The organism is Vibrio sp. UCD-FRSSP16_30 (assembly GCF_001676025.1).
Lineage (GTDB): Bacteria > Pseudomonadota > Gammaproteobacteria > Enterobacterales > Vibrionaceae > Vibrio.
In genome coordinates this window covers 1-24,142 of record NZ_LZFW01000068.1, presented here as the reverse complement: position 1 = coordinate 24,142, position 24,142 = coordinate 1, and the positions used below count along the sequence as shown (strand labels likewise).

Here is a 24,142-nt window from a genome sequence, read left to right as displayed (position 1 = left end):
CCCAGATAAAGTGTCGGCCGGGCGACACTTATCCTTATTTGTTAAGTGCTATTTCTTGCGACTAAACCAGTGAAATTTTTTCTCTCTGAGGTCTTTTTGTTCTACGTTTGCAGTGCGAAAAAACCTCACTTCAATAACTGGTTCGTCTTCTTCATCTTCAAAAGATACTACCGTGTAGGATGTCGTGAAGTTATCTTCTTGAATCCTAACACGATGATGCGCTATTTCATGTTCTTGCGACTCATCATCATAGTCAAGCAAGTCATATGAAGGAGCAGTCTGTGACCAAAAAGTGTTTTTATCCATTCGCTACCTCCTTAGGTTGGCTCACTGATGTGACTACGTTACTTGTACCAGTATAGACCTTCAACATGTTCGTGTAAGCAATTTTCAAGGAAATTAACATTGAAAGGTTATGACACAAAGGGCGTAGCATTGAGTAGAAAGCCTCTGATTTAAGTTCATTTTCTAAAAAATTGATTCTGTTAACGTATATATTCAAAACACATGCTGGTTGATCATACGCAGATGGATACGCTAACTTATTAATATTTAAGTTAAACTTCCCTATTGGTATTGACAATATCGACTTCGGCTTATCTTTGTCTTTGGCGTAATATGACCGAATAGAGCTTTCATAATGCCCCGTTATATGTTCTTTGTAATCGGGGGACTTTTTTAAATCGTCAAAGAATTTATCTACGTGCTCAGATATATTACCTATATATACTTCTCGGTTGCTTGTAATAGCTTCAGGAGCACCAAACAGGTTTGGATGAGCGAGCTTATTATCAGAAACAAATTCACTAAATGACACTGGCATACAGATTGCGGGAATATCTTGCTCTTCTACTTTTCCACATTGTTCGAATATATTATTTCTGTCAATCTTACAAGTATAAGACTGGTCACATGCCAAAATGTATTTACAATGTTCTAACCTTGAATGAAAATTTGAAGAAAATAAGAAAAATGGCGAGTTATCAATCGACTGCTTGGTAAAAATAGATTCCCCCTCTTGCTTATGTTCCCCTTGTTCGATAAAGCTAGCATGAGCTGATGCAGAAGTTATAAGATTGAATATGTTAGCCTTTACAGTGACATCATCATTGCCTTCACTAATGCGCTTAGTCACAAGCAATATAGATTCCATGCATATCTTTAAAGCACTATCTAAAAGATTATTATATTCTTCGGCATTTTTATTATCACCTAAAAAAGAACCTTTCTCTCTTTTTTCTTTAGTTACAACATCTTTTAGGTCTAGCATGCAACTATTTACAATGCTTGTGACATTTACATTGTGTACACTATTCTCCTGAATTGCATTGTAAGATGGTCGAGATTGATTGTGCTGTTCTTTTATTTGACTATAAATATAATGTAAAACACTAAGAATCAGAGCTATAATTACTGATATTCCAAATATTAAATTTTCCGTTCCCCAAACTTTACCTTCAAACCATTGCTCTTGTAACTTCCCGCCAAAAACTGAAATTATAGACGCCCATAGAATACCAATAGAAGTCAGTAATAATTGTCCATAAGAGGAATGGGTAAACTTAGCAAAAAAAAGTGTTACATCGGAACGTTTATTTAAAAGAAAATAACCTGACAACAATATACCCAAAATCATAACTATTATGAGTGGTGCTGCAACATCACCTATCTGTAGCCATTTAGATTCAAAATAGCTCAACGTACCTCCAGAAGGTAACGCACTAACATTTGAATTATCTATCTCAACCGTCATTAACTAATTAAGTTCTCGTATAATTTCACTAAATCGCCATAGTTTACTACAAAACTTACCTCTGAGCTATGACAAGAGAACTCGCTTAGCACTTTACGCTTTATAGACGGACTTTTTCCGTCTTTGCATTCCGTCTATGTTGCTGCCACTTATTATAAAACTAAACTGGTATCAACCTGTTATGTGAATCAACATATAGTTGTTGGGTCGAATTACGGAAAAATTCCGTATAAGAGAACAAAGTACGGATTGGATTAACTTGGTCTATTGGTGTACTGCTCACGTATTCCGTTTGTCGGTTCTGTGAAGGTTTGGGGCAGAAACGTGTCAGTAACTTTAATAAAGCAGTTAATAATTTTAACGCTCAATATTATCGCTGACTTCTTTCAGTAACCAATCTTTGAATACCTGAATTCTGGCTAGTTCCGCATTTTCTGGGCGATATACCACATAATAAGCCAATGGCGAATCAAACAAGATTTCAGGGAATAGTCGTATTAATCGGCCAGCGGCAAGGTCATCTCGAACCATGACACTTCTTGCAAGAGCAACCCCTGCACCATCAATAGCGGATTGAAATACTCCTGCCGAGTTGTTTATTTTTAAATTATGTTGGGCTATAGATTTAGACGTACCCGCCTTATTCAACCACTGTTCCCATGTGGGAAATTCCTTGTGGGTACCGATAGATAAGTCGTGTATTAGCGTCTCGTTTAATACTTCTTCAGGTTTTAAAAATCGATTGCTCTCTCTCAATAATTTTGGTGAACAAACAAGAAACACCTCTTCAATCATCAATAAATCAGCGGTCAAACCCGGCCATTGACCAAGACCGTATCGCACACCAATATCGATATGCTGAGTCACGAAATCAACAGAACTTAACTAGCCGTGATTTATTAAGGTGTATCGAAATACACTCCAAACTCACTTAACGCTGTTTTAATTTCCTAGTGTCGTATATAAAAGTACTGCCATAGCTTTTGTTAGCTTGGCAGCACCTAGAGCAATAACCCATATTTTGTTATTTATCGGTCAACACCAATGAGTCTAAGATCCCCTGCCCGCTGTGGATTCCACCTTCATTTTCACTCGCAGGTTTGCTGCGAATGAGGTATCCCGCATAACCATTTTGCTCAGTGACTGCCTCGCCTTGGTAATGCGCGGTAAATAAGCCGATTTCACTGACAAGATCTTTAACTAAGGTTTGTTTGCCATCACGTACGGCGATGGTTGGCGTGTCGCGTTCGTGCGGGTATAAACGCTGCATTAATGCCCATGCATCGTATTCTTCGGCTTTCAAGTTGGCGATGGTTTCAGTAATATCTTCACCAAAAACGCAGTGACCGCCGCCTTCTCCTTGGTTTTTTAGAACCCACTCTTGCTTGTCAGCTGAGTGATTAAACCATTCGATAGTCTGCATCGATACTGGCTTCATATCCGCTAACACGCTTTTCACTCGTTGCGCTTCTTCTAAAGTTAATCCCCAGCGTGTGTAGTCTTGTGCTGGCATCATAGTCAGTAGCATCTGCATTGATTTGCTTGTTGCAAGTTGCTGGCTGATTGTCGCGTTCATCGCCACATAATGCTGTTCAATAAAAAGTCGTGTTTGGCTTAATGTATGACAGCAAATATCTTCATTAAGCTCCGGTACCCAGTAATCGGTATATTGATAACCGGCGCGCAAATACACTGTATCTATTGCCCCAACACCTTCAAGTATCAGACGTTGATTATCACCGCTAGATAGCTGAGTGCTTAACTGCTCGAATGTGCGTCTTAATGTACGAATGCCCTGCTTTTGTAATTCCACTTCCAAAAGATGCTGATCATAAACGTTGTCTTCATCTTTTTGAACGACCATCAAGAACGTGGGTTTTTGAGTATCATTTTTCTCGCCCAAATCGGAAAAGTGAGCTTTAACCTTATGGGTTGCAGTGGCAATGCCTAACGCCAATTGCTGCATACCAAAATTGTCAGCTGCGATGGCTAAATCATCTTCTAACCAGTGTTGATACACTTCATTCCACTGCTCTTTTACAAAGTGATGCAGCTGTGTCGCCCGCTGACCAAATGGCCCCATCCCCGCAGCAATCCCATTAAATTCAATGACTTTTGCGCCATGTTTTCGATCGTCCATAAAGTCACTACGCATCAACAATAACGGCTGTCTGGCCGCTTGTTTACGTTGCTGTGCATCACCATGAGCTTGCAGGTGCAACTCCATTAATCGGCCAAAAAATGGATCCGCTTTTGCCATGTCGCGCAGTGAATCTTGCAGGAAGTCATGGTCTTCAGACACATTGCTGATGAGCTTTGCAATCAAAGGGGTGACCGAAAGCAAGTGTTCATACACTGGACGCTCTATTGTCATTGGCGCGATGCTGAAAGGCACATGTCTTGCGCTATTATCCGCCTGACGAAATGCCACCCCGTGCATGATTTCCCATTCAATAATGTCTTCAATCACTTGTTGAGAGACAAATTGTGCCGGATCCGTATTAGCCGCTCGGTTATTAGCAACTTGGTTATTAATAGTTTCGTTTGTCATGATGAATAACTCTTTATTATATTTAGACTGCGCTCATAGCGGTTAAGCCCAGCGTGCTATTTTGATGTTCGTTTTCTTCTTGCGCTTTTTGCGCAATATATAAATCGCGATAATCGCCGTCTTGTTCAATCAACTGCTCATGTGTACCGCTTTGTACCAATCTGCCACTGTTCATGACTAAGATTTGATCGGCATTGCGAATCGTCGATAAACGGTGCGCGACCGTAATTACGGTTCGCCCATCTTGGATATTCTCTAACGCTTGCTTAACGGTTTCTTCCGATTCACTGTCAATGTTCGCAGTAGCTTCATCGAGTAAGAATATTTTAGGATCATGAGATATTGCGCGCGCCAAACCCAACAATTGCCTCTCTCCCACAGAAAGTGATGCGCCGCCATTACTTGAATTATGATCAAAACCATTAGGCAGACGATGAATAAAGCGATCCGCTTTTACTAGTTGCGCCGCTTTTATGGCTTTATCGCGGTTGGTATCACGCTCACTGGTGCTTTCGCTAGCGCTAACGTCATTCGATAGGCTGATGTTATCGACAATCGAACCACTAAAGATCGTTGGATCTTGCGCGACCAAACCAAACAGCTTATGCAATTGCGACTGTGAAAGATCTTTAAGTGGTTGTCCACCAACCAAAATTTCACCTTGTTGCTGTTGGTAATAGCGCATCAATAAATTGATCACCGAGCTTTTTCCACTGCCGGTATGACCCACAATTGCGGTAAACTCACCACCTTTAGCGGTAAAGCTAATCTCTTTAAGTACCGGCTTATCCACTTCATAGCCCATAGTGACATTGCGAAATTCAATATCATTGCTTTGATTGAGCTTCACATCTGGCATCGTGTTATGAAAGGTTTCTACCTCATCATCTAGCAATTCAAAAATACGTTTTGATGATGCTGTAGCCACTTGCAGTTTGTGTAGCTCCATTGACAACTGTCTGAACGGGTCAAAAAAGCGTTCAATGTAGTTCAAAAATGCGTATAGAGTACCCACTTCCACAACCGTCGACATTGATGCTCCCGCAAACCACGCCACAATGCCTGCGGCTGTCAGTGTTGAGATTAAACGAGTCAGTGGCAGCAACATCAAACTGTCAATCGCCACCGACTTCGCGCGGAAGTTAAACCAACTTTGATTCTCTTTCTCAAACTTTGCTTGAAACGCCTTTTGCTGACGAAATGCTTGAATCAACGCCATGCCTTGTAACGATTCATTTATTTGCCCGTTAATATTGCTGATTTGAATGCGAATGCCATCAAACACAGATATAGAAACCTTGCGATACAGATGCATGGTGACCAGCAAAATCGGAATAAGCACTAAGCTCAGCAACATCAAATGCCAATCCAACAACGCAATCGCAATAAAAATGGCCATGATGCGTAATGCACCTTGAATGACGGTTGGGATCGTCGACACATACATATTGCGTAGCGACTCGGTATCGTTAGTAATGTACGACACCAACTTACCCGTTGATAACTTGTCAAACGTGGCAATAGGAAAGCTCAATACATGACGAAACAGTTGCTCACGTACATCTTTCACCACCAGCAATGCACCGTGTTTAAAGGTGACGGCTTGTATGTAGCCAAAGACAGCTGCAAGCACATAAAACAGCATCACTAGCCCAATTAAAGTGATCAGCTGTGACCACTCAAACTGCTGAGCGACAGTGACTTCATCGATCACAATTTTTGCCAGCCACGGGATCGCCATCTCAGCACTGACAGCAAGCGCCAGCATTAAGAAAGCAAAACCAAAACGCGCTTTGTGCGGTAATGAGAAGCTCAGTAAGCGGCGGTAAAGCCCATTATTTTTTAACGCTTGTGATTTAGCGGTTGAGTGTGATTCAGTCATGGTTTACCTCCTCTTTATTCGTCTCATTAACGGGTAATTGACTGTTAATGCCAAGCTGGCTTTGGCGCTGATACACCATGGAATACCAACCTTTATTGGCCACCAATTGATGGTGAGAGCCGCGCTCTTCTACTAAGCCATCGTTTAATACTAAAATGTGGTCAGCTTCAATTAGATTGGTGAGTCGCTGCGTGACAAGCAACATTGTTTTATGTGAATAGTGAGCCTTTAAGTTTCGACGAACTTGCACCTCTGTTTTCATGTCTAACGCACTAAATGGGTCATCCAATAACAATATATCGGCATCGGATAGCAATGCTCTCGCCAGAGTCAAACGCTGTTTTTGACCGCCAGATAAGTTAGTACCGCCTTCCCGTAATTGGGTGTTAAACCCATCTGGCATTGCTTCAATTTCAGTCCGAATACCGGCCATTTCAGCAACATGCTCAATGTCATTTAATGACGCATTGGATTTTGCTAACGCGATATTTTCAGCAATGGTGCCCGAAAACAAATGTGGTTTTTGCGGAACCCACGCCAGTTTATCGCGTAAGGAATCAAAGGTTAGGCTGTCCGTTGGCATGCCTGCAATATGAATAGTGGATGGCTTCTCAAGTTTAAATTGGCGTAAAGCTAGATGCAGTAGCGTACTTTTACCGCTACCTGTTGGCCCAGTAATCCCAACTAAGCCACCCGATGGCAGTTCAAAATTGATATTTTCAAGGGCCCTATGCTTGGCATCCTGATAAGTAAATTCATGGATATTAAATGACATACTCGCATCCGCATCTTTTGCCAATGTTTTGTCACCTTCAACCACATCAATGCTTTCAGAGAATAGTTGCTCAAGGCGACGCCAGGATGTCGTGCCACGTTGCAGTACATTGAACTGCCAACCAAACTGCATAAATGGCCCAAGCAACTGCGCAAGGTAAAGTGTGAACGTGGTGAACAGCCCTACCGTCAGGCTACCTTGTTCAATTAACCATGCGCCATAACCAAGAGAAACCGCAAACGACAGTCCGTACACCAATTGTATGGTTGGCCCAAACGCCGCATCGACTTTGGCAACGGCAAGGTTGGCATCTACCGTATCATTTAATGCTTTGCCAAATCGCTGTTGCTGGCGGTCTGACATACCGTGTGAGCGAACGGCTCGAATACCCGATACAGTTTCACGGGTTTCTTCGGTCAAATCAGAAAACGCAGCTTGCGCTTTACCAAACGTTTTATGCAGCTTCACTCCATAACGACGAGTGATCAGCACAAGTAAAGGAAAAGGAAGCAGCGCAACCGCGGTAAGCTGGCCACTGACGACAAAGATCATCCCTAAAATAACCGTCATACCCGCAATTAACGAGTCCACCAGAGTCATGATGCCCATGCCCATAGTTTCTTCTACTGCGTTAAGGTCATTGGTGGCATGCGCCATCAGATCGCCGGTACTACGGCGCGCGTAGAAGGCCGGAGACAACTGTGATAATTTTTGAAATAGCTCACTGCGAATCACGCGAGTAATCGCAATCGATGCGCCATATAGCTGACTTTGCCAAACAAAACGCAGGCCGTACATTGCCGCGCCCGAGACAACAATTCCAACAACATGAATAATCATGGTTTGAGAGTCTAATGTGCCTTGGCTTATCTCATCAACAATGCGACCAATTAGCCATGACGGTACCAAGTTAATCAAGGCAACCACCTGCAACGCCATAAAGGCAATCAGATAATGGCGACCAAACATTTTTAGGTAACGTTTTAATTTCCAAAGAATATTCATAATTATTAAGCGGGTTCTTATTCTGATGTTTCTAATATTAAAGACAGTAGTGCCATAGGGCGAACGCATGAGTGAACACTTATCGACCAATCATGTACATCATCTCCACAAGACGCCGTGAAATCATCCTTGATGGCTTCATTGTGGCATCCATGCCACAAAGACTTGTTCCTATAATGCACATGATTTTATTTAAATAACGTTCGTTATCCCACCTTGAGTAGTGCCATTAGCGACTCATTAACAGAAGTCTTTTTATCAAAGCGGTTGGCGTCGTTTTCATTTGTCTTATTCGATAAAAATGTTAATTACTCAGTTAAGACGCAAGGAGTGAGAAAAAGACGCAACTTTTCTAATTTATTTTTAAAAGAGAGCATTTAGAGGGAAAAAACTATTTTAAGTGGAGGTTGCTATAGAAGAAGATACGAGAGGTATTAAAGGAACAAACAGGTAATCACAGCGCGTTTAAGAGCAATAGATTGGCAGCATCACCACTGCTACCAATCTATTGCGCTAAATTCATTCACCGCTGTTCTTTTTAGCAAAGTCTGCACACTTAGATCTAGGATGATAATCGACAATACCACCGCCACCAACTTCGATGGTGCAACAATCCATGAGAATTTCTTTTAGTTTAAGTCGACCACGCTGCACACGGCTTTTTGTTGCTGAGAGCGACAAGCCTAATTGATCGGCTACCGCTTGTTGAGACAAACCATCAAGCTCAGACAACGTCATTACTTGCCGATACTTCTCTGGTAAGCAATCAAACATAGGTCGCAAGCATTGCGCCAAAGACTGTAGATTAGCCATCTCAGAAGAGGTTTCTTCCTCTGCTGCATGCTCATCTATCAACTCCTCATACTTAGGCTGAGTACGATAGAAATCCATAATGGTGTTATGAGTAATGCGATACAGCCAATTTTGAAGTTTGTCTTTTGTCTCAAGTTGCCCAATATTTTGACTGGCCTTAATATAAACATCCTGCAAGATATCATCAACAAGGTCGAGATCGCCGGTCTGTTTGATAATGTAACTTCTCAATTGTTCTTTATGTACCGACCATTCTGACAGCATTCGTTTTCCTCAAATTACCGATGTTCACTCAATTAATCATAATGAAGATCGGTAATGGTTTAAAGATTCAATGAGAGAGTAACTTTCATATTAAGACAGTAGAGTTTTTGTACCATTTATTACTCCTACCTATGACAGCATCCATACGACCAGTTTAAATGCCTTAATATTTTTGACCAACAAATCAAAGTAAACTTTATTTCTCAGAGCACATTAGATATCAGAGAATATATATCACAGGAAATAACCCCATCGACACATAGTTGCTCTGGCTATCTACACGTTATTTAAAACTCTCATGCAGCAATTTGTACCCTACTCCATAAACCGAGCGGATAGGGTTTGCTGTTGGTGCAACCGCATGTATTTTTTTGCGGATGTTCTTAATGTGGGTGTCTATGTTTCTGTCTGATACATCCGCAAGATCACTGTAAAGCGCATTGAGAATATCATCGCGACTGTATACTCGGCCTGGGTGCTCAACCAACATTTTAAGTAACATAAATTCTTTAGGCGTTAAATCGAGAAAATTGCCACCAAATCGAGCTTCATATTCGTCGGGCTTCAATACAAATTGTCCCAAAACTAATTCGGTGCTGGGTTTGGCTGCTTGGTTTGGATTAATAACTTGAGTGCGGCGCAGTACGGTTTTGATCCTCGCAATCACTTCTCTAGGGCTAAATGGCTTGCAAATATAATCATCGGCTCCAAGCTCTAAACCAATTAATCGGTCAATCTCTTCACTTTTTGCGGTCACCATAATGATGGGTAATTGAGAGAACTGGCGTACCTGTTTGCAAATCTCGATGCCATCCATATCGGGCAACATCAAATCAAGCAGTATTAAGTCGAATGTGTGCGATTTCACCGTCTCTACCACTTTTGCACCCGATGCAAGATGGGTCACTTCAAAGCCGCTATTTTGGCAATACGCGATCAAGACTTCGGCAATGTATTCCTCGTCTTCCACAATCAAAATGTGCGTATTCATTCTATTTATCCTCTATCGACGTCTATTGCGAGCCATTATATTGATGAGCTTTGGTGATGAATCGGCAGAGTTATCATCATTTTAACACCGCCCAAAACTGATTTTGACGCACTAATAGTGCCTTGATGCGCCTCAATAATTTGATGACACAATGCTAAACCAATACCAGAACCGCCATGCTCTCGGCTGCGAGATTGTTCTACTCGATAAAAACGCTCAAATACTCGCGTCAGGTCTTGCTCTGGTATAGATGGTGACGTGTCTTCGATAATCACTGTAACAGTATTCTTGTCTTGATTAAGCGATAACGCGATGCTTCCCGGCGAGTTGGTATAACGACAGCTATTTTCCAATATATTACTAAATAGTTGCGTCAAACGCTCCCGATCGGCGACCACAAGACACGCTGTATTCTCTTTTGTATACAAGGATTCACACTGTAAGCTCAGCCCTAAGTCATCAGTTTTAACCTTGAAACCAAGTAAGATATCCTTAACAAGTTCCACAAGGTTGAATGACGATTTTTGATAGGATAAACCGCCAATATCACTACTGGACAACTGATAAATATCATCGACTAAATGACCCATGCCATCAATTTGATCGATCATCACCTGTAAACGTTTTTCATCCGCTTTAAAAATCCCATCTTGAATGGCGTTGAGCTGCCCGCGAACAACAGTGAGTGGGGTTTTCAGTTCATGAGCTACGTCTGACATCCATTTAGAACGTTCGGTTTTGTTCTGCTCCAATGTCTGAGCCAGAACGTTAATGTTGTCAGTCAATATACCAAGTTCATCGTTGCTACTGCTGTGCACTCTTGTTGCAAGATTACCTTGAATTAACTGAGTCGTACCTTCATTCACCCTAAAGATGGGCGCAACTAAATGACGAGAAAAAATCCAGGCGGTCACAAACGCAACCGCAATAACAATCAAGGTAATTGCAATATAGCTTTGGTATTGCTCCGCCAAAAATGCATTGGCAGGGCTGTGATCGGCCAATTGTGAAGGGATATAACTTAACCAGCCAATAACGCGCCCTTCTAACACTATGCTTTGAGTAAAGCTGTCTTCACCAATTCGGTCTCTGCCTATCACGACCGCTTTATTCGCATCATATAAACTGAGTCTTCTCTGCGTTTGCAGTAATTGGCTCATCCCTGTGGTATCGGTCGGCAAAGAGAGTGACTCACTCTCCTCATCCCCTTTTCGAGTGCCAACCAAACGTCGCCAGTAATCCTCGTCTTCTTTTAGCGATTGCCACGAGCCATTCGCTTGATAATAATCACCCAGCTTCTGGCTGACTTGTTCGATATAGCTCGATTCTGCCTCTTTAATAAAATCATGAAATCCCGATGATAGGTTTTGCATGATCAGAGCGAGCATAACGCACACCGCCACAAAGCTTGTGATGCAAAAAGCGAAAAAGAACTTATGAATGAGCTTCAGTTTATAATGTACCTTCAACGTTCTTTCCTTATCCTCGAGATAACGCGTCTACAGGGTTTAATCTTGCTGCATTTCTGGCAGGTAAGAAACCAAAGAGAACCCCAATCAGTGTTGAGCAAATGAAAGCGGCGGTAATTGAGTTCGTGGAATAAATCATACTCAAGCCACTGCCTGTCGATGAGATAATCAAACCCACAGCATACGCTAATCCGATACCTAAAACGCCACCACACAAACAGACTAAAACAGCTTCGATTAAGAATTGTCTTAAAATATCGGCCTGTCTTGCGCCAACGGCCATACGAATGCCGATTTCTCGGGTTCGTTCGGTTACCGACACCAACATGATATTCATAACACCAATACCACCAACCACCAATGAAATAAAGGCAATGGCCGAAATGAGCATAGTCATCGAAGACGAGGTTTGTTCAATATTTTCTCTTACCGTATCGGTATTGACGGTAAAGAAATCCTGCACACCATGACGCATTTTAATTAGGTTAATTATGGCTTGCTCGGCCGCAACACTGGACACGTCATCGCTCACTCTAACCGTAATATCATTAACGTAATTTTGGCTATAGATACGTGAGTTTACCGTACTATAAGGCAGCCAGACATTCAGAGCGTCGCTATTACCAAATGCCATTTCCCTTGCTTGTGTCACCGCGATAATGCGTACCGGCAAGCGACCTAAAAAGATGACTTTGCCAAGCGCATCACCATCAGGGAAAAGCTCGTTTAAGGTATTATTATCAATGACCGCCACTTGCTCTAGTGCATCGACACTTTGCTCATCAAATAATTGCCCTTGCGCAACATCAAAACCTCGAACGCGAAAATAATCAGGACCAACGCCTTGCACTTCTGCTGTGATCGCCTCACTACCATAACGCACCGCAACATTGGCGCGCACGGTCGGTGTCACACTATCAACAAAGGATAGATTAGTTAAAGCTTTGGCATCATTTGCCGTTAAGGTTCTAACTCGCCCTACGCGTCGGTCACCCAACCCAGAACCGGGTTTGATTTCAATGGTATTGGTTCCCATTGAAGCCATTCGAGACAATACCTGAGCTTGAGAGCCATTACCAATCGCGACCACAGACACCACAGATGCAATGCCGATGATGATCCCCAACATCGTTAAAAATGTTCTTAACCGATGACTGCCCATCGCTGACAACGACATTTTGAACGCTTCAACAACACTAAACCATGAAGCGGAGAAGGGTTTTGATGGGAATTTACTTGGGCTATTTTCATCTTCGACACTTGGGTTGTCTTTAACACTTGATGAAGTCACTGTTACGGGATCCTGCGTTAAGGCGTCACTCGCATCGCAGGTTATATCACTGACAATTTCACCATCCGAGATCTCAATAACGCGATCAGCAGTAGCAGCAATTTTAGGATCATGAGTCACCAAAACAATGGTATGCCCTTGTTGATGTAACTCACGCAGCAGGCGCATCATTTCTTTACCGCTGTGACTATCGAGCGCACCGGTCGGTTCATCGGCAAGGATCACCGTGCCACCATTAATTAAAGCGCGAGCAACACTGACTCTTTGCTGTTGCCCTCCACTGAGTTGGCTTGGCTTATGATCCATACGATCAGCAAGCCCTAACCTATCTAATAGTTGCTCTGCACGCGCTTGGCGGGACGTTTTATTTTCTGCCGAGTACAGCGCGGGAATCTCAACATTACCGATAGCCGTGAGATCATCTAACAAATGATAACGCTGAAATATAAAGCCAAAATAGTCACGTCGTAATTCGGCCAATTGCTCAGGATTCATTGCTGATGTATCGCGACCATTAACGATATAAGCCCCTTCACTTGGCGTGTCTAAGCAACCTAAAATATTCATCAAGGTTGATTTACCCGAGCCGGATGCTCCTATGATCGCGATCATTTCTCCACGGCGTATGCTCAAATTAACGTTGTTCAATACCGTTATTTGATCATCACCAGCAGGAAAGTGGCGACTAAGACCTGAGACTTCTAATAGTACGTCACTCATACTTAAGATCTCCCGCCATTACCTGGCCCACCATTATTTCGTCCACCTTTTTCTTGTCCTAATGTCGATGACATATCAAAACTTGATGACGATTTGGTGTTGGCTTGACCTATAACTACTTGGTCGCCTTGATCTAATCCACTGAGCACTTGAGCATACACTTTATTATTGATGCCAATCTCAACATCTCGCATTTCTAATGCACCTTGAACTAACACAGGCACACGATAACGATTTTCACCCGAAAGCTTGTGAGTTAAAATTTGCGATGGAACCAATAGCGCTTTCTGCGCAGCATCTAACACAATCGACACTTGCGCTGTCATACCAAAACGAAGCAACTGTTCTGTGTTGTCGACATCAAATACTGCGTTGTAATAAATGGCGTCATTGTCACCAATATTTAGTTCACTATCGTTGCCAGTTAGAAGGGTTGGCCCAGGCTCTATCGATCTTAATTCAGCATAAAAATTGTGCTGTGGCGCGCCTAGAATAGAAAAGTACACTTTTTGCCCTTTCTCGATATGGATAATATCGGCTTCAGACACTTGCGCCTTAATTGTCATAACATCAAGTTGAGCAACTTCAACAATAGTAGGCGTTGATTGATTGGTATTAACCGTTTGCCCCTCTTCAACAGAAACATAAACAACGGTGCCATCAATGGGTGATTCGATCGTGGTATAACCTAAGTCCAATTGAGCATTATCGACACTGATCAGTGCCTTCTCTTTTTCCGCAGCCAGCTGGTCGAGCTCGGCTTTATAAACTAGCAATTCTGCTTCTGCTGTATCGTACATGGATTGCGAGCCAGCATTTTTTAGCAACATCGCTTTTTGTCGTTCAAAAGAAAGCTCTGCCTGATGAATCTGCGCTTGTTTCGCACGGTATTGAGCATTGATATTGGTGAGTGATGCATGGGATTCTTTCAGAGCATTTTCTTGTGAAAGGCTATCAATCTTCGCAATAACTTCGCCAGCTTTGAGTGTATCGCCGACTGTGACGGCTATTGACGCTAATTTACCGGATACTTGAGCCCCAACATTGACCATTTTATAGGGATATAACACACCGTTAGTTAGCACCACATCTTCAATGTTTCCGACGCGAACAGCCTCCGTAGAATAAGTCACGGTTGAGGTATCATTCTTAAAATAAAAATATGCAGCGACGGCACCGGTAGCGATAACAAGTAAAGAGATTGTCACTAACTGTTTGATGTTTTTCATGTGCAGTTTCCTAATTATCTAACTATAACTAGGATAACCAACAAATGTGAGGGAAGATTGAGATACGATGAATATTTAAGTGATTGATAAATATGATATTTAACTAAGCATGGTTGAATTGTGTGGTAAATGTGTAGAAATAATAAAAGTCACCACAGCAAGCTCTACGTCATGGCAGAGCCTGTAATTAAAATTGCGCATAACGTTAGTGCATTTTCACAGATGCATGCTGAGCGATGATAAACGCAATCGCTTCATCATCTAAACAAGACTTACTGAGATACTGGCGTTGTTTCCCCATATGCAGGATAAAACCCAAATTGCTTTGCTCAAGTTGGTCTATTTCACCCCATGCGATGCTACGGGTGTTTTTCGCGCTTTTATAACTCACACCATTGGAGTCAACCTGAAATACCACTTTGCTGCCCGTGCTCAGACTGAATGTTTGTCGCCATAGCCACCAAGTTCTCTTAAAATAAACACTGAGCGCCTCAATAATACTCAACACAATAAAGAACCAACCAACGTAACCATTGGGAAATAGCTCAAATTCTAATAACACCACACCAAAAACCAGAAAAAGCATCCCTTTAAAATAGGCTTTGGGAAATGTAGTTGGACGACTGGTTTGATCATAGCACTCTGCAAAAAAAGTCTTATCGAGAGTGTATTCAGTGGTGAAAATAAAATCTTTAGGCATATATGGCTACTTTAAGGTTTTCGATAAATGAGTATCCCATACAGGCAAACTCGTAACTTGAGTATTGTATCGCTTCTCGGGAACATTGCATGGTTTTAGGCATTATCAGTTAAGACTTTTTGTTAATTTGTCCATATCTAAATGCGCTTCAAGTACATCCGCTAATCTTTCTAGTTGTTGCTCGCGAATTTGATCTATATCCAGCGATTGCGCGGATGTGAGCCCTGCCCACTGTAAAATAAGCTGACACGCTTGTGGATTATCAAACAAGCCATGCAGGTAGCTACCTAAAACCTGATTATCATCACTGACTAAACCATCATAATGGCCATCCTCTGCTTTAGCTTCGTCTTGTGCATAATTGAGTTCAAGGGGCTGAACAAGCGGTTTCTTGGTTATTATCTGGCTTTCACCACAATGGATTTCATAACCGAAAATAGGGGCGCTTGCTCCATCAAGATGCAAATAACCACTGGCTTTTTTGAGCTTTTTAGATTCTGTTAGGCGAGTACTGATATCTAGCAAGCCTAAACCTTGGCTTGAACCTGCTTTATCTTCAATCCCTAATGGATCGTCAATCATCTGCCCTAACATTTGATAGCCGCCGCAAATGCCAATTACTTTACCCGCGTAACGTAAATGTTGATTAACTACCCTATCCCAGCCTTGCTCTCGCATAAAGGCTAAGTCGGCACGAACATTTTTACTGCCCGGTAAAATGATCAAATCGACAGCGGGGATGGTGGTCATCGCGGTTTGCTGACTCACATAATGAAACTCAACTTGAGGATGTAAGCGTAGAGGATCAAAGTCGGTATGGTTGCTGATTCTTGGGAACAAAAATACCAGCACTTTCAATTTGGGTTGCTGACTCAATAATTCATTTTGCGCATCCACCTTTTCACCGGTATCAATTAGCGCATCTTCGGCATCAAGATATAAGTCATGTAAGTAAGGCAATACGCCTATCACTGGTTTTTTTGTGTAATCTTCGAGCCAATCAAGTCCGGATTGAAGCAGGCTAATATCCCCTCTGAAACGATTGATAACAAAGCCTTTTACTCTTGCTTGCTCTGATTCACTCAGCAAAGCGAGTGTCCCAACAAGGTGAGCAAATACACCGCCTTTGTCGATATCAGCAATAATGATCACGGGGCAATCAACCGCTTCGGCAAAGCCCATATTGGCAATATCACCTTCGCGTAAATTAATCTCTGCGGGGCTGCCTGCACCTTCAACAATCACCATCTGGTATTGATTGGTCAGACGCTCAAACGAGGTTAACACTGCATTCATGGCAATGGATTTATAATTGCGGCTCTCAGGTCCAAAAAATGATTTAGCTTCTAAAGAGGTTAACGCTTTGCCGTGAATGATAATTTGCGAACCCGTATCGGAGCTGGGCTTTAATAGCACTGGGTTAAAGTCAGTGTGAGGTTCAAGATTACAGGCTACCGCTTGCAAAGCTTGCGCTCGACCTATTTCGCCACCATCAGAGGTGACCGCGCTATTTAGCGCCATATTTTGCGGTTTGAAAGGCGCAACATTCGTGCCTTTTCTGGCAAATAGCCGACACAAACCCGCCACTAAGGTACTTTTCCCTGCATCAGAGGTTGTGCCTTGCACCATCAAGGTAGCGGCATTTCCGGCCTGATATTGATGTGGCTTACTTAACGGACTTTGTAACACATCATCATGTTTATTTTGATTTTCAGGCTTATCTTGATTGCTCATTAACGCCAATCATCCTTTAAAATTTGAATATAAATAAGGGGACTAAATGATCTCATATCAAAGCTATCATTCATTATTTAAGAGGCAAAAGCATTACTTAAGAGATAACGGGATCCCTGCAACCACAAGGCTCACCTTATCAGCTTGCTGTGCAATGGCTTGATTGAGCCAGCCTGCTTCATCAGCAAAGCGACGGGTTAATTCGCCTAATGGCACAATGCCTGAGCCAACCTCATTACTGACAAAAATCACCTGACCTTTAAGCTGTGGCAAACAAGCTAATAGCGCCTGTTTTTGTTGTTGCCATGAGTCATCTTGCCCACCTTGCTCATCAGATTGGGCTTCTTCGCCGGCGATAAGGTGGTTGGTCAAATACAAGGTAAGGCAATCAACTAAAATGACACTATCATCAGCGCTGTATTGTTGCAGTGTCGATGCCAGTTCCAATGGCGCTTCAAGCAATTGCCAGTTCAGCTTTGAGTCAACTCTGTCTTGTTGATGCCTTGCAATCCGCTCTGTCATTTCATCATCTAATGCCGTCGCCGTTGCAATGTAAATACAACGCAAACCTTGCTCTGCGTATTGCTTAGCAATGGACTCGCCATAACGACTTTTGCCCGAGCGAGCTCCGCCTAATACCAAATGAATCATGACGATAAACCTATGCTTAAAATTATGATGTAACAAACCAGTTCGCTGATTTGCTGCGCAGCGCCTAATGTGTCACCTGTATAACCGCCTATCTGACGGTTAAATCCCCAAATCAATACTTGTCTGGTCACGACTAATGCCAGTAATAAGCAAAGCGATACGACAAACGGGAATACACCGATTAAACACGCCAATACGACAGCCCCACTGGCGCATAAAATCAACAAATCATTAATATGCTGATGCTGAGCTAATGGTTTAGATTTGCTGCCGTCATCTTCTGTGACATATTGCTCAGAAAAGATCAGGCTGGCCGCGACCACGCGACTTAAAGGATGCGCAGCGATAAGTGCAATTACCACACTTAAAGGGCTATATGAGGCAATTTCGACCAACAGTTGCCACTTTAAAAGCAAGGTGAGCCCTACTGATAAAGTGCCATAGGTTCCTATGCGGGAGTCTTTCATAATTCGCAGTTTGTCAGCCACTTTCCAGCCACCACCAAACCCATCGGCGGTATCAGCAAGGCCATCTTCGTGAAAGCCGCCTGTTGCTAATACGCTGGCCATCATCGCTAGGATTATTGAGACACTATTGGGAAGAACAAACTGACTAAGCCAAAATACAAACGCGCTTATTAGGCCCACAAGTAAGCCCACCACGCCGAAATAACGGCTGGCCTTATTTAATTTTTCACTGTCAAATTCAACCCACTTTGGAATAGGAATACGGGTAAAAAAGCTGACTGCAATCAACAATAGATTAAGCTGCTTTTTAAACCAATTAGTGTGAGTTACTGAGTCCGATTGCGCCGACATCTATCATCCCTGTTTATATCTGTATTTTGTATTTTGTATCTTATATTTAACAACATGCTTTAACTGTCACTTGTTCTGCCTGAGACTAATTTGCTAGTGGCTAGGGCTAGTGACTAGTTACGCATGCAAATCGAGTTACACAACATTGCTCACGCCAGCATTTTCAAAGCTGGCCATTTCATTATAAAAATTCACCGCCGCTTGAATAATTGGCAACGAAAGCGCCGCGCCCGTCCCCTCACCCAAGCGAAGACCTAATGATAACAATGGTTGTGCATCTAATTCTTGTAGCATTTTTTGATGTCCTTGCTCATCGGATTGATGCGCAAAAATAAGATAGCTTTTAGCCTCTGGAGATAAGGCTACCGCAACCAGCGCCGCCGCCGTAGCAATAAAGCCATCCACTACCACCAGCATTTTCTTTTCCGCTGCCGCTAAAATAGCGCCTGTCATTTGCACTATTTCGAACCCGCCTAAGCACGCTAACACGCTCATAGGATCGTTGAGTTTGTCACGATGCAGATTCATTGCCACGGTCAGTAATTCGCATTTACGCAAAAAGGTATCATCATCAATGCCCGTACCACGGCCTACGCACTCTTTTACATCAAGCTTGAGCATCGCCGCCATAATAGCCGCCGCAGAAGAAGTGTTGCCGATACCCATTTCGCCTAACGCAATCAAATTACAACCTGAGTCAAAATGGCGTTGCACCACTTCTTGGGCGTAACTAAAACCGTCTTTAACGGCTTGTATGTCCATCGCCGGCTTTTGATGGATGGCTTGAGTGCCCGCTCCTAGTCGATGACGAGTGACACTAGGATGATCGCAAGGCGTTAATATGCCGCAATCAATCACTTCTAAGTTCAGACCCATTTGACGGCAAAAAACATTAATTGCCGCGCCGCCATTAGCAAAGTTACTCACCATTTGTTGGGTGACTTCGCTTGGCGCAATAGAAACGCCATAATTTGCAATACCGTGATCGCCGGCAAACACCAACATAGCAGGCTTATTTATCGCCAATTGATATGTTGGATCAAACGAGCCGCTAAGCTGCACTTTTGCAATCTGCTTTGCCAACGACTCCAATGTACCGAGTGCCCCTAGTGGCTTGGTCTTTTGGTTTATTTTATGTTGGATCTGCTCATCAATAAGATGATTAACGGGATCGACTGCAAACATACTTCTACTCCAAAATGTGCCCTAACGGCAATAACGTAATGAATAACACACCCTAAAAAGTGAGCCTAAATTTAGGTTCGCTTTCCTCTCCCACCCAGAAGATCGAAATCGATACTATCGCCGCATAATCAATGGCTAACGTATCATAGATACCTTTGCAGCGTTCAAGGCCAAGCACCAAGGCAATGATTGCCCTAATCACGCCGCCGTGGGTTACGATAAGTGCCATTGGTTCTGATGTGTTCTTTTCTAGCTCAGGGCTTAGTTCATCCAGCTCAGGGCTGTTTTCATTTGGCTCAGGGCTGTTAGCCAATAAGCGCAATTGTTGGCAAATAGTATTGAATCCTGATGCGACTCGCAGCTCAAATTCAGCCATGGTTTCCGCATTTGGTGGAGTATATTGCCATGGGTCCTGCCAATATCGATCAATGCTATCGCCAAACTGTTTATAGAGATCATCAAAAGACAATCCATCCCAGTCACCAAAATCGATTTCAGCCATCTCTGACATTAATTGTACGGCGAGTAAATCCACGCTATGTGGCTGCTTAATGTTTTGATTCTGTATAAATGCAGCAGTGCTATCAACACTAAGTTCAGACAATAACTGCTTGGCAAAACACTGACAGCGTTTTAATGGGGAACTGACTAGCAGAGCCTTTGGCAAGTACGGCATGATATCAATCGGCTTGATGCTATTACGCATATTAGCGAGTCCCAACTGACTTAACTCAACATCAGTTTTTCCACGTAAAAAATTGCCACCTTCACATTGTCCGTGTCGCAACAATACTATCTTAGCTTGCCTTATTTCCGTCACTACACCACTTCCCCCTCTTAGTTAATTCACTTTAACCACACTAAATTTACAGATTGACTGCTCGCATCCACAGTAATTTATCATCTCACCAAATTAACCTGTTAAAGTATCTATTTATTTGAATTTTCAAACAAATATTAAGAATCATATACTCAAAGTGTATTTGATTTAAGCGGCCTTTTATACCGAAAATAAAGGCATCGTTATTTGAACAAAATCATGCGCATTATAGGAACCAGTCTTTGTTACATGGATTTGTGGCATGAATGCCACAATGAAGTCATCAAGGATAATTTCACGGCGTCTTATGGAGATGATGCACCTGATTGGTCGATAAGTGTTTACTCATGCGTTCGCCCTATATTCTAACCTAGCCAACATTATACTAAGACTCCTTTGTTACACTTCAAAAACAATAACTTACACGCTATCCAATCAATTCTACACATGCTAATTTAGACGGCAAAAAATACCTTAGTGTAGAGATTGAAATGTACTGAGGGTTTCACAGTGTTGTTGTATCACACTACGTTACACCATCGATAAGGGGACTTACTATGGCGTGCTCAACATAATGTCAAAAACTCTTAATCAACTATGCCCTAATCCCGTCTTTGGACCCCTTTAGACTTCACGGATAATATCAATGGATAATCATGAACGACGGTAACATAAAAAAAATATTCTGCTCACCAAACAAGCATGCTAGCGAATTAATTGCAAAAGCAATCAGTCAATGGCCATATGGTTACAGCGAGCATGCATCACTAATACCTTCAGATGAAACTGATGATTGGGTAATTGAACTCCCTGAACAACTTGCTGATAAGAACCTTCTAACCATCATTAATGCTTACCTTCATGTTGGTTGTGGATTCTCTTATTTCGACAATGACAGCACTACGATGCTTGAATGGCAGAAGTCAGGAGATGAGTTTGATATGTTAATTATAAAAGCTCCTCGAAAAGAACTAGCTTTTGAACTTTGGAAAGAGCTCTCCAATGTAGTACTCAATCATAATGCAGCAAATCAAGTCGAGCAATCAACCATGATGACTATTGTAGGGAGCTCAATGAGTTTAGATGAAGTAATATTTTATAGAGACATAATCAAGTCTTTAGGCTTTAACCCCTTCATAAATACATGCTTTGTTGAAAATACCACAGAAACAAACCACATCGTTCTACATATATCCTCAACCCAGAAAGCATCAAATCAAGAACTTAACCCACAGTTTCTTGCTACTCCAGCATTCCTTAGTCGTCAGCATAGCGATTAGCCTACTGTGAATAAGGAAAAATAATGAACGAAATGAATATTCAGCAGAGATTAACTCAGTCCGAGCAGTTAATAGCAATGGTCCAGCAGTACAAGAAGCAATTAGTTAAACCTGATTCATACAATTTATTTACTGTACTAAGAAGTAAAAGTGACGAAGTTCGACTTCACTCAAGATTTTTAGCCGATCTGCTTAATCCAAACGGCAAACATGGTTTAAATGACATCCCACTAAAGCGGTTGTTGGATGAAACCCTAAAGATTGATGTTTTAAAAGGGAGCTATGACTTTGACGTAAAGGTAGAGCACCAAAATATCGACATCTTTTTGGTTAACCAAATAACAAAGCAAGCCATTATTATTGAAAATAAAATCTATGCCAATGACCAAGACCAACAGTTATTAAGATATTACCTCATAGCGGAGGAAGAAGGTTATGAAGACATTAACGTAGCCTATTTAACACTTAATGGGGACAGCCCAGATCAATGCTCTATAGAGGGCAAGTTCGGATCTCTAAAGAAGAAACCAATCTTACTTAGTTACCGTGAAGATATAAATGTTTGGATTCAAAGGATAATAGAGAAATCAGCACAAATGCCTGCACTCAGGGAGTCGCTGATCCAATATATTGACATATTGAGAGAATTAACAGGTATGAGCAACAATAGAGAATACATTCAAGCATTAAAAAAGCTACTTATTGACACTAATTGCATAGATGTTGTCGATAACTTACAAGAAGCCCACAATGAGCTAAAGCTGGATTCACAAGTGGTATTTTGGGAAAGTCTTCTGTCTAAGGTCAAGCTTGAGTTTGGTTCTCTTTCTGATGACAGCCTAAAAGATGATGATTCTCAGCTAAAGGATCTTGTGGCTAAATTTATGGTAAGCCGAAGTGGTGTAAATCACATTAAAATAGCGGTTCCTCTCGACAAGTTTGAACATAGCGACCTTTGTGTGCAAATAGAAAATAATGAATCGCTATTCATTGGTATTTTTAACGACCCATCTAAAAAAAATACTGATCTAATAAATACAGTTCCAACTGAAGGTTACCAAAATAATAAAAATCATGATTGGTGGCCAGTCTACAAACATATTGATTTTTATGGGAATTGGTATTTTAAACATTTAAATTCAGACCAAATTAAAAGTCTTCACGATAAAGCTTATGTTGATACGTTTACTGATCACATTATTTCAGAGATGAAGATACTCAAGTCTAAACTTTGCAAGTAGCCACAATCGCTCAGGTTGAGATCACAAACGTTATTTGAACAAAATCATGTGCATCATAGGAACAAGTCTGTGTGGCATGGATGCCACAATGAAGCCATCAAGGATGATTTCACGGCGTCTTGTGGAGATGATGGTCATGATTGGTCGACAAGGGTTCACTCAATGCGTGAGACTGTCCTAAATTCTGTGTAACTGCCTACACTTAATGCCGTAATGGCTAAGGAAAGGCAACATGGATAAGAAAGCACTTGAAGCTTTTGCTAAAGAAGCTGCAAAAGGAATTAAAAGCCCTGAAGATTTAACCGAATTCAGTCAGATGCTCAAGAAGATCACTGTTGAAGCAGCTCTCAATGCTGAAATGGATGAGCATCTTGGCTACGAAAAACACCAACAATCCAAATCAAAAAACAGCCGTAACGGAAAGAGCAGCAAGCGGATCAAAACCGAAGATGGGGAGTTCGAACTCGATACACCTCGTGATCGCAATGGCTCTTTCGATCCTAAGCTCGTTAAAAAACACCAATCTCGATTTACATCTATGGACGATAAGATTCTGTGGCTCTACGCGCAAGGCATGAGCACGCGTGACATCGTCAATGCCTTTGATGAATGGGTACGGTGCTGAGATTTCACCGAGTCTCATTTCGCGAGTGACAAACGCCGTCATCGATGAAATTGTTGAGTGGCAGTCCCGTCCGCTTGATGCCCTTTACCCCATCGTATACCTTGACTGCATTGTGATTAAGGTGCGTCAAGATAAACGTATTATCAACAAATCCATCTTTCTTGCCCTTGGAATTAATACTGACGGGCAAAAAGAATTGATGGGCATGTGGATAGCAGAAAATGAAGGCGCAAAGTTCTGGCTCAATGTTTTGACAGAGCTTAACCAACGTGGCGTTGAGGATATACTTATAGCTTGCGTGGATGGCCTCAAAGGACTTATAGCTTGCGTGGATGGCCTCAAAGG

19 protein-coding genes and 1 pseudogene are annotated in these 24,142 nt (G+C 42.1%); 3 read left to right on the top strand and 17 right to left on the bottom strand.

All coding sequences use genetic code 11. From position 1 onward, the window contains the following. Nucleotides 1-48: 48 nt before the first annotated feature. The 17 genes from A9260_RS14390 to A9260_RS14310 form a co-directional block, all read right to left on the bottom strand. A complete protein-coding gene (locus tag A9260_RS14390; protein ID WP_068700117.1) occupies nucleotides 49-306 on the bottom strand; it encodes a hypothetical protein in 258 nt (85 codons plus the stop codon). Further along, nucleotides 299-1,753, bottom strand: a complete 1,455-nt coding sequence (locus tag A9260_RS14385; RefSeq protein WP_068700115.1) for a hypothetical protein — start codon at nucleotides 1,751-1,753, stop codon at nucleotides 299-301. Before A9260_RS14385 ends, A9260_RS14390 begins: the two co-directional genes overlap by 8 nt. A gap of 357 nt (nucleotides 1,754-2,110) precedes the next feature. After that, entirely contained in the window at nucleotides 2,111-2,620 is a 510-nt protein-coding gene (locus tag A9260_RS14380) for a LysR substrate-binding domain-containing protein (protein WP_068700113.1), read from the bottom strand. A gap of 157 nt (nucleotides 2,621-2,777) precedes the next feature. Next, complete coding sequence (locus A9260_RS14375; protein ID WP_068700111.1) at nucleotides 2,778-4,304, bottom strand: glutathione synthase; 1,527 nt, start codon at nucleotides 4,302-4,304, stop codon at nucleotides 2,778-2,780. Nucleotides 4,305-4,326: 22 nt separating this feature from the next. Next, entirely contained in the window at nucleotides 4,327-6,186 is a 1,860-nt protein-coding gene (locus A9260_RS14370; protein WP_068700109.1) for an ABC transporter ATP-binding protein, read from the bottom strand. Continuing rightward, entirely contained in the window at nucleotides 6,179-7,966 is a 1,788-nt protein-coding gene (locus A9260_RS14365) for an ABC transporter ATP-binding protein (RefSeq protein WP_068700107.1), read from the bottom strand. The genes A9260_RS14370 and A9260_RS14365 overlap by 8 nt, the downstream gene beginning before the upstream one ends. Before the next feature lie 519 nt (nucleotides 7,967-8,485). Further along, nucleotides 8,486-9,043 carry an RNA polymerase sigma factor SigZ gene (gene sigZ / locus A9260_RS14360; RefSeq protein ID WP_068700105.1) on the bottom strand — a complete coding sequence of 186 codons (558 nt, stop codon included), beginning with the start codon at nucleotides 9,041-9,043 and terminating at the stop codon, nucleotides 8,486-8,488. A gap of 283 nt (nucleotides 9,044-9,326) precedes the next feature. Beyond that, the gene (locus tag A9260_RS14355; RefSeq protein WP_068700102.1) at nucleotides 9,327-10,034 is read right to left on the bottom strand and encodes a response regulator; all 708 of its coding nucleotides are present in this window, start codon (nucleotides 10,032-10,034) and stop codon (nucleotides 9,327-9,329) included. 35 nt (nucleotides 10,035-10,069) lie between these two features. After that, nucleotides 10,070-11,503 carry an ATP-binding protein gene (locus A9260_RS14350; protein WP_068700100.1) on the bottom strand — a complete coding sequence of 478 codons (1,434 nt, stop codon included), beginning with the start codon at nucleotides 11,501-11,503 and terminating at the stop codon, nucleotides 10,070-10,072. A 10-nt stretch (nucleotides 11,504-11,513) separates the two neighbouring features. Continuing rightward, on the bottom strand, nucleotides 11,514-13,514 hold the full coding sequence (locus A9260_RS14345) for a MacB family efflux pump subunit (protein ID WP_068700098.1): 2,001 nt from the start codon (nucleotides 13,512-13,514) through the stop codon (nucleotides 11,514-11,516). A gap of 2 nt (nucleotides 13,515-13,516) precedes the next feature. Then, nucleotides 13,517-14,743 carry an efflux RND transporter periplasmic adaptor subunit gene (locus tag A9260_RS14340; protein ID WP_068700096.1) on the bottom strand — a complete coding sequence of 409 codons (1,227 nt, stop codon included), beginning with the start codon at nucleotides 14,741-14,743 and terminating at the stop codon, nucleotides 13,517-13,519. A gap of 205 nt (nucleotides 14,744-14,948) precedes the next feature. After that, entirely contained in the window at nucleotides 14,949-15,443 is a 495-nt protein-coding gene (locus A9260_RS14335) for a YcxB family protein (RefSeq protein ID WP_068700094.1), read from the bottom strand. A gap of 105 nt (nucleotides 15,444-15,548) precedes the next feature. Then, complete coding sequence (locus A9260_RS14330) at nucleotides 15,549-17,072, bottom strand: cobyric acid synthase (RefSeq protein WP_197485294.1); 1,524 nt, start codon at nucleotides 17,070-17,072, stop codon at nucleotides 15,549-15,551. 198 nt (nucleotides 17,073-17,270) lie between these two features. Further along, nucleotides 17,271-17,828 carry a bifunctional adenosylcobinamide kinase/adenosylcobinamide-phosphate guanylyltransferase gene (cobU, locus tag A9260_RS14325; RefSeq protein ID WP_068700089.1) on the bottom strand — a complete coding sequence of 186 codons (558 nt, stop codon included), beginning with the start codon at nucleotides 17,826-17,828 and terminating at the stop codon, nucleotides 17,271-17,273. After that, nucleotides 17,825-18,646: an adenosylcobinamide-GDP ribazoletransferase gene (locus A9260_RS14320; protein ID WP_068700086.1), complete on the bottom strand. Its 822-nt coding sequence runs from the start codon at nucleotides 18,644-18,646 to the stop codon at nucleotides 17,825-17,827. Before A9260_RS14320 ends, cobU begins: the two co-directional genes overlap by 4 nt. A 135-nt stretch (nucleotides 18,647-18,781) precedes the next feature. Continuing rightward, complete coding sequence (gene cobT / locus A9260_RS14315; RefSeq protein ID WP_068700084.1) at nucleotides 18,782-19,831, bottom strand: nicotinate-nucleotide--dimethylbenzimidazole phosphoribosyltransferase; 1,050 nt, start codon at nucleotides 19,829-19,831, stop codon at nucleotides 18,782-18,784. Nucleotides 19,832-19,883: 52 nt separating this feature from the next. Next, a complete protein-coding gene (locus tag A9260_RS14310) occupies nucleotides 19,884-20,651 on the bottom strand; it encodes a histidine phosphatase family protein (RefSeq protein ID WP_082957133.1) in 768 nt (255 codons plus the stop codon). Nucleotides 20,652-21,307: 656 nt separating this feature from the next. Between A9260_RS14310 and A9260_RS14305 the strand changes: the two genes are divergently transcribed. The 3 genes and pseudogenes from A9260_RS14305 to A9260_RS14295 all read left to right on the top strand — a co-directional run. Then, nucleotides 21,308-21,931 (top strand): hypothetical protein, encoded by a 624-nt coding sequence (locus A9260_RS14305; protein WP_068700079.1) that lies wholly within the window; start codon nucleotides 21,308-21,310, stop codon nucleotides 21,929-21,931. Nucleotides 21,932-21,954: 23 nt separating this feature from the next. Beyond that, complete coding sequence (locus A9260_RS14300) at nucleotides 21,955-23,172, top strand: PDDEXK-like family protein (RefSeq protein WP_068700077.1); 1,218 nt, start codon at nucleotides 21,955-21,957, stop codon at nucleotides 23,170-23,172. Between the two features lie 232 nt (nucleotides 23,173-23,404). Further along, a pseudogene (locus tag A9260_RS14295) lies at nucleotides 23,405-24,142 on the top strand (IS256 family transposase); the annotation flags it as partial.

Excerpts from the sequence above, each read along its gene's own strand:
- A9260_RS14335 (WP_068700094.1), bottom strand. The coding sequence starts at position 15,443 with ATGCCTAAAGATTTTATTTTCACCACTGAATACACTCTCGATAAGACT.
- A9260_RS14330 (WP_197485294.1), bottom strand. The coding sequence starts at position 17,072 with ATGGTGCAAGGCACAACCTCTGATGCAGGGAAAAGTACCTTAGTGGCG.
- A9260_RS14305 (WP_068700079.1), top strand. The coding sequence starts at position 21,308 with ATGAACGACGGTAACATAAAAAAAATATTCTGCTCACCAAACAAGCAT.
- A9260_RS14390 (WP_068700117.1), bottom strand. The coding sequence starts at position 306 with ATGGATAAAAACACTTTTTGGTCACAGACTGCTCCTTCATATGACTTG.
- A9260_RS14340 (WP_068700096.1), bottom strand. The coding sequence starts at position 14,743 with ATGAAAAACATCAAACAGTTAGTGACAATCTCTTTACTTGTTATCGCT.
- cobU (WP_068700089.1), bottom strand. The coding sequence starts at position 17,828 with ATGATTCATTTGGTATTAGGCGGAGCTCGCTCGGGCAAAAGTCGTTAT.
- A9260_RS14365 (WP_068700107.1), bottom strand. The coding sequence starts at position 7,966 with ATGAATATTCTTTGGAAATTAAAACGTTACCTAAAAATGTTTGGTCGC.
- sigZ (WP_068700105.1), bottom strand. The coding sequence starts at position 9,043 with ATGCTGTCAGAATGGTCGGTACATAAAGAACAATTGAGAAGTTACATT.
- A9260_RS14300 (WP_068700077.1), top strand. The coding sequence starts at position 21,955 with ATGAACGAAATGAATATTCAGCAGAGATTAACTCAGTCCGAGCAGTTA.
- A9260_RS14355 (WP_068700102.1), bottom strand. The coding sequence starts at position 10,034 with ATGAATACGCACATTTTGATTGTGGAAGACGAGGAATACATTGCCGAA.
- cobT (WP_068700084.1), bottom strand. The coding sequence starts at position 19,831 with ATGTTTGCAGTCGATCCCGTTAATCATCTTATTGATGAGCAGATCCAA.
- A9260_RS14370 (WP_068700109.1), bottom strand. The coding sequence starts at position 6,186 with ATGACTGAATCACACTCAACCGCTAAATCACAAGCGTTAAAAAATAAT.
- A9260_RS14385 (WP_068700115.1), bottom strand. The coding sequence starts at position 1,753 with ATGACGGTTGAGATAGATAATTCAAATGTTAGTGCGTTACCTTCTGGA.
- A9260_RS14345 (WP_068700098.1), bottom strand. The coding sequence starts at position 13,514 with ATGAGTGACGTACTATTAGAAGTCTCAGGTCTTAGTCGCCACTTTCCT.
- A9260_RS14375 (WP_068700111.1), bottom strand. The coding sequence starts at position 4,304 with ATGACAAACGAAACTATTAATAACCAAGTTGCTAATAACCGAGCGGCT.
- A9260_RS14320 (WP_068700086.1), bottom strand. The coding sequence starts at position 18,646 with ATGTCGGCGCAATCGGACTCAGTAACTCACACTAATTGGTTTAAAAAG.